The sequence below is a fragment of the Neisseria sp. P0024.S006 genome (assembly GCF_051956595.1).
In the GTDB taxonomy this organism is placed as follows: Bacteria; Pseudomonadota; Gammaproteobacteria; order Burkholderiales; family Neisseriaceae; genus Neisseria.
In genome coordinates this window covers 1-202 of the sequence record NZ_JBQCXH010000101.1, presented here as the reverse complement: position 1 = coordinate 202, position 202 = coordinate 1, and the positions used below count along the sequence as shown (strand labels likewise).

Below are 202 nucleotides of genomic sequence, written 5' to 3'. Positions count from 1 at the left end.
CCGAGTTTTTCGACATTGGTGCTGCCGCTGTCGCCGTTGAAGGTCAGGCCTTTGGTGTCAACGGTGGTTTTGGCGTCCACACCTTTTTGGATGTCGTCTTTGGTGTCTTGCGCCAAGTCGATGCTGTAGTCGGTCACGTTGTTCGCGTCTTCTGCTGAAGCAGTGACGGTCACTTTGTTCGAACCTGCGCTCGCGGTCGTGC

Annotated in this window: 1 protein-coding gene; it reads right to left on the bottom strand. The window is 55.9% G+C overall.

All coding sequences use genetic code 11. The features are described from left to right. A partial coding sequence (locus tag ACTHUF_RS11480) for a hypothetical protein (protein WP_440407789.1) occupies positions 1-202 on the bottom strand: 202 nt, incomplete at both ends.